This is a genomic window from Brachybacterium sp. AOP42-C2-15 (assembly GCF_052377065.1).
Lineage (GTDB): Bacteria > Actinomycetota > Actinomycetes > Actinomycetales > Dermabacteraceae > Brachybacterium.
The window spans coordinates 1-384 of the sequence record NZ_JBQSWK010000127.1 but is presented as its reverse complement, the minus strand read 5'-3'; the positions used below and the strand labels follow the sequence as shown (position 1 = coordinate 384).

The following is a 384-nucleotide window of genomic DNA, read 5'->3' as shown; positions in this document are numbered from 1 at the left end:
CCCTGCGTGTCAGGGTGAGTTGAGGCCAGAGGTTCATAGCAAGTCCGCCTCCGCAGGGCGAGTTCAGGATCGATCACCATGAGCAGTTCCCCCGTTTCCGTTTTGTCGTCGAGCGTCGATGATGGAGCGATGAGTTCCCCGCAGCATCCTCGAGCCGATGGGCCCCGGCGCCGCTCGTTCACCCCCGAGCAGAAGCTTGCCCACCTCGCCGCATACGAGGAGGCCAGCGCGCAACGTCAAGGCGGTGCCTACCTGCGCCGGGAGGGTCTGTATTCCTCGTTGATCACCGAGTGGCGCCGGCAGCGCGATGCCGGCGTGCTTGAGGGCAAACAGCCTGGCCAGACGGTGGGTCGGCCCTCGAAGGAACAGGCCGAGATCGCTCGG

General features: G+C 65.6%; 1 pseudogene. It reads left to right on the top strand.

The features are described from left to right. Window positions 1-129: 129 nt before the first annotated feature. A pseudogene (locus tag ACT3SQ_RS19330) lies at window positions 130-384 on the top strand (IS3-like element ISAar46 family transposase); the annotation flags it as partial.